We start from the raw sequence: 4,920 nt of genomic DNA, 5'->3' as shown, positions 1-4,920 counted from the left end.
GAATGAGAGCACGACTCCCAGTAAAAAATCGAGAAACTTTAGAGCAGAGTCAGTTACTATTTAAAGTGCCATTTCACTGGATAAACACACTTCCAGATCCTAAAGACAGCTTTACTGTTTTATATGTCTTGCGACAGATTCCACCAGGGGAACGATTACCTGTTTTGGCTTTTGACCCTGATAAGTCATCAGAAGTAGTGGAAATGCTAAAGGGTATAGCTAAAAGAGGAAAATGGAATGAAAAGGAGCAAAAGTTTCTCAAGGCTGCTTATGCTGAAGAATGTAGTAAGAAAAAGAAATCACCTCTATCTACTAAAGAACTTTTAAATATCTTGGGATTATGGGCTAATGCTGAGGAATTTGGTGAACGTTACTTGGAAGCACTGCGTACATATCAGGAGGTCTTTTTTACAACAGAGGAAAAGCGTATTAGTCCTGCTTTACAAGGAGCACTATCAAATGCGCAGAAATTATCAGAGCAGTTGGAGTTGCCAGATTTATTGGAGGAACTATCGCAAGGATTGCATTTTACTGAATTACCTAAAGCAGCTGAGTTTGTGCTTGCACCATCGTATTGGTGCACTCCACTGATGTATTATGGGAAAGCGAGTGTTAAGCGTTGGATATTTCTATTTGGCGCAAAACCACAAGATGAATCACTTATACCAGGAGAAGACGTACCAGATGCATTGTTAAGAGCATTGAAAGCATTGTCTGATCCAACAAGGTTATCTATACTGCATTATCTAATAGAGAAACCTCTTACTCAATCGCAACTCTCTCGCCGTTTATGTTTACGTGCACCAACTGTGATTCATCACCTAAAGATTCTACGCTTAGCAGGGCTTGTGAAACTGACATTAGGAATAGAAGAAGGTGGAAAAGTAAAACGTTATGCTGCTCGTTCTGATGCAGTAGCAGCAGCTTTTACCTCACTAAAGGGTTTTTTAGAGAAAGGAAAGATAAAAGACGAAGATAGTAACTTCAAATAAAAATTTTAAAATTAATAGCCACAATGGAGGTGGTAAGATATGCAAAGCATTTTTAATTTAGAAATCATTGCTAGAGAGAAGCATCGTGAGTTAATCACAACTGCTGAAGTTAATAGACAAATTAATAAATTGATCCGCAAGAAACGGGCACGAAAAATCCTTGGCAAAGCAGTTGAGCGTGGATTAAGAAATGGTCTAACAGTTGATGAACTAATAAGTGAGTTAAGGATAGCGCTTGATAGAAACGGATACGCCAAAAAAGCTAAACATTTAAATAAAAAAGTTGTAGACCATGAATGTTGGCGTTGGAAAGGTGCTTACAGCTGTGATATGTAATGAAATTTAATATCTCTAAGATTCTTCTAAAAAATTATTGAAAAATATTATTGTAAAAAATACAAATAAATAGGGGTGATCTTAGATAGTTCAATAAAAATACTTGGAGAAATATTACAATTTTTGGAACAAATTTGAAATTATGATTACTGATGTAAAAATTCAATTAAGAGAGTATCTAAAAACAATTAAATTATTTAAAGCTAATGCTAAACTCTTACTTACAAATGTTTTATTACGTTTTATTGGATATGGGATCTTTTCATTATTATTTAATCTTTACATTTTACAAATAGGTTATGATGTAGATTTTATCGGTTATTTAATAGCATGGAATAACATTGCTATTGCTCTCATAGCAATACCATCTATTTTTATTATAGATAGATTTGGATTGAAAAGACCTTTAATTATTAGTTATTCTTTATTTATTTTATTTATTATTCTACTTTCAGTTACTACTAATTATTTCTTACTAATTATCTTTAATATTGCCTTAGGATTTACCTTTTCTATAATAATGGTAATTAGAAATCCATTTTTAACTAAATTCAGCACTAAGGTTGAAAGAACCCATCTTTTTGGATTTTCCTTTGGACTAATGATGATTGGATCAGTTATAGGAAATGTAATTGGAGGGTATTTCCCCAAATTATTTGAAGTTTTTACTTCTTTAACAGATGATATTATTATTTATCGTTTGTCACTGCTCTCAGGTGCTCTAATTTCAGCTATTGGATTAATTCCAATCCTAAAAATACAGAAAGATAATGTTACTTCTCTTAATAAATTAAGTAAAAGAACTTTTAAAATGATGTTTTCCAAATTATATATTAAATTATTATTACCACATTTACTTCTTTCCTTAGGAGCTGGTTCAGTTATGCCTTTTTTAAATGTTTTTTTTAAAGAACATTTAAATGCTAATGTTTATCAGATTGGTATTATCTTTGCATTAGGTTCATTTATAACAGGAGTAGCTTCTTTTTTAACTCCCTTTGTAACCGAAAGATTTGGAAAAGTTATGAGTATTGGAATCTTGCAAATCTCATCTCTTCCCTTTCTATTGATGATTGCATTGATTCCAAATTTAACATTAGTTGCTATTTTTTTTATAATTAGACAAGTTCTAATGAATATTGCAAGTCCAATATATACCACCTTTGTGATGGAGGCTGTACCAGATGAAGAGAAGAGTATAGCAAGTGGGTATATATCATTTATTTGGGGATTAGCATGGGCGATTTCTTCATCCTATTCTGGAATATTAATGAAAAATTATGGATATAATTTCCCATTTTTTATATGCTTTGTATTTTATTTGATTTCCGCGATAACCTTTATTTCTTTCTTTAGAGGATCTGAAAAGAAATTAAGAACTTAGAATGTTAAAGAACAGTAGTGTAATAGAAGAATAGACATTATTTACTTTTCTAAGATATATTTTATTAAAGTTTTATAGGAATATAAAAAATATTTTTTAATTTAACAATACAATTAATGAAATAGAGCAGAATATCTATAATTATTAATACTCTGCTCTATTTCTGATTTTTTAAATCTCTAAATTTTTAATAGGAATGTCTATTTAAATATCTAATTCTAAAAAGAACATCTACTCTGATTTCTCAGATTTAAGAAATTTCTTGCCCAAACCTTCTACTGCTCTTAATACTTCTAATGGAACTGCAAAAATAATTGTATTAGACTGATCTGATGATATGTCATTAATAGAGTTTAGAGTTCTTAAATGAAGAGCTCCTGGAACTTCTGCCATTGTTCTTGCTGCTTTAGCCAAATTAACAGCAGCTATTACCTCACCTTCTGAAGCGATGATTGTTGCTTTTTTCTCTCTCTCAGCTTCTGCCTGTTTTGCCATTGTTCTTATCATTGATTCTGGCACTTTAATATCTTTTAGCTCAACTGATATGATATCAATTCCCCATTCTTCTGTAGATTCATCTACTAGATTTTTTATTCTTTCAGCTACTACATTTCTTTGAGTCAATAGGTCATCTAAGGCTACTTCTCCAATAACATTTCTCATTGATGTTTGAGCTAATTGTGAAACTGCCCAGAAGAAGTTTTCAACCTCAAGAATAGATTTTGCAGCATCAACAACTTTATAATAAACAACAGCAGAAATCGTTGTCTGAATATTGTCTTTTGTCATCGCTTCCTGATCAGGAACTTCGACAGCTTTTGTTCGTATGTCAACTTTTTTCATACTCTGAAATATTGGCCAGACGATTCGCCAGCCAGGTTCTACAATACTAGTGAATCTTCCCATTGTGAATTTCACTCCACGCTCATACTGATTTATCTGTTTCAGAGAAGCTAAAATTATAATTCCCAATAAAATTATTATCGGAACAAAGCCACCAAAAAGAATAGCAATTATTCTTCCTATAATATTCATATTTCACCTCCTATTTTTTAATATTTTAAAATATATTTTGAATAACAAATTACATTTACATTTTAGTATATTATAATCATATTAAAAAATTTGCAAATTTTACCTTTACACCCTTAAAGATTAAATATTCTTGTAACACATATAAAAATAAATATATTATATATCAAAGTATCTTATATAATTTTTAACCTAAATTCTTCATAAATATAAAAAATTATAGAGGGGAGAAATAATTGAAGGGTTATAACGGGAAAATACTGGAAGTTGATTTAACTTTAAAAAGATTTAAAGAGTTAATTATTAAAGAGGAACTTTACAGGAAATATCTTGGTGGAACAGGATTAGCTGCAAAAATACTTTTTGATAATTATAATTTTAAAGTTAAAACATTATCAAATAAAAATTTATTATCATCAAAAAGTGAGTTATTATCCAAAGATTTAATATCACCAAATTACGCATTATCAGCTGAGAATTTATTAATTTTTATGACTGGTCCTTTAACTGCAACAAGACTCCCTGGCTGTGCAACAAGATTTTCAGTTTGTTCTATATCTCCACTTACAGGTATATGGGGGGAAGCTTCATGTGGAGGAAGCTTTGGTATTCAGTTAAAAAAAGCTGGATTTGATGGGATAGTAATAAAAGGTGCATCTGATTCTCCAGTATTTATAAAAATTGTTGATGGTAATGTTGAGATAAAGGATGCATTAAAGTTTTGGAATAAAGATACTTATGAAGTATATGATATTTTAAAAAAAGAAGAAGGAGTCGCAACATCATTGTCTATCGGTATTGCTGGTGAAAATAAAGTCTTATTTGCAAATATAGCTAATGAACCTGGAAATTATGCAGGAAGATGTGGTCTTGGTGCTGTTATGGGTGGTAAAAATTTAAAGGCAATCGGAGTTAAGGGAACAAAAAGTATAGAATTTGCAGATCCTAAAAAGATTGATAAGTTAAGAAAAAATATAATTGAAAAGCAAAGAGAAAATATTATAGTACAGGTACTAAAGGAATTTGGCACAGATTGTGGCTTACCAATTTTTATGCTTCTTGGTGATGTTCCAATAAAAAATTGGAATTTAGGAGTGTGGGATGAAGGAGCAGAAGAATTATCTGGAATGAACATGTCTGAAACCATCCTTATAAATAAGAAAGCTTGTTTTGGTT

5 protein-coding genes are annotated in these 4,920 nt (G+C 30.7%); 4 read left to right on the top strand and 1 reads right to left on the bottom strand.

What is annotated here, in order from left to right; genetic code table 11:
- The 3 genes from KKC53_05045 to KKC53_05035 form a co-directional block, all read left to right on the top strand.
- On the top strand, positions 1-992 hold a 992-nt coding region (locus KKC53_05045; protein ID MBU2598526.1), incomplete at its 5' end, for an ArsR family transcriptional regulator.
- Positions 993-1,121: 129 nt separating this feature from the next.
- A complete protein-coding gene (locus KKC53_05040; protein ID MBU2598525.1) occupies positions 1,122-1,328 on the top strand; it encodes a hypothetical protein in 207 nt (68 codons plus the stop codon).
- 142 nt (positions 1,329-1,470) lie between these two features.
- A complete protein-coding gene (locus KKC53_05035; protein MBU2598524.1) occupies positions 1,471-2,712 on the top strand; it encodes an MFS transporter in 1,242 nt (413 codons plus the stop codon).
- 231 nt (positions 2,713-2,943) lie between these two features.
- Here the strand turns inward: KKC53_05035 and KKC53_05030 are convergent, their stop codons facing one another.
- Positions 2,944-3,747: a slipin family protein gene (locus tag KKC53_05030; protein MBU2598523.1), complete on the bottom strand. Its 804-nt coding sequence runs from the start codon at positions 3,745-3,747 to the stop codon at positions 2,944-2,946.
- Between the two features lie 233 nt (positions 3,748-3,980).
- On the opposite strand from KKC53_05030, the gene KKC53_05025 reads away from it, so the two are divergent.
- The coding region (locus KKC53_05025; protein MBU2598522.1) for an aldehyde ferredoxin oxidoreductase at positions 3,981-4,920 on the top strand (940 nt) is incomplete at its 3' end.

The organism is Actinomycetota bacterium, from assembly GCA_018830725.1.
GTDB lineage: Bacteria > Actinomycetota > Humimicrobiia > JAHJRV01 > JAHJRV01 > JAHJRV01.
This window is presented reverse-complemented; position numbering and strand designations above follow the sequence as displayed.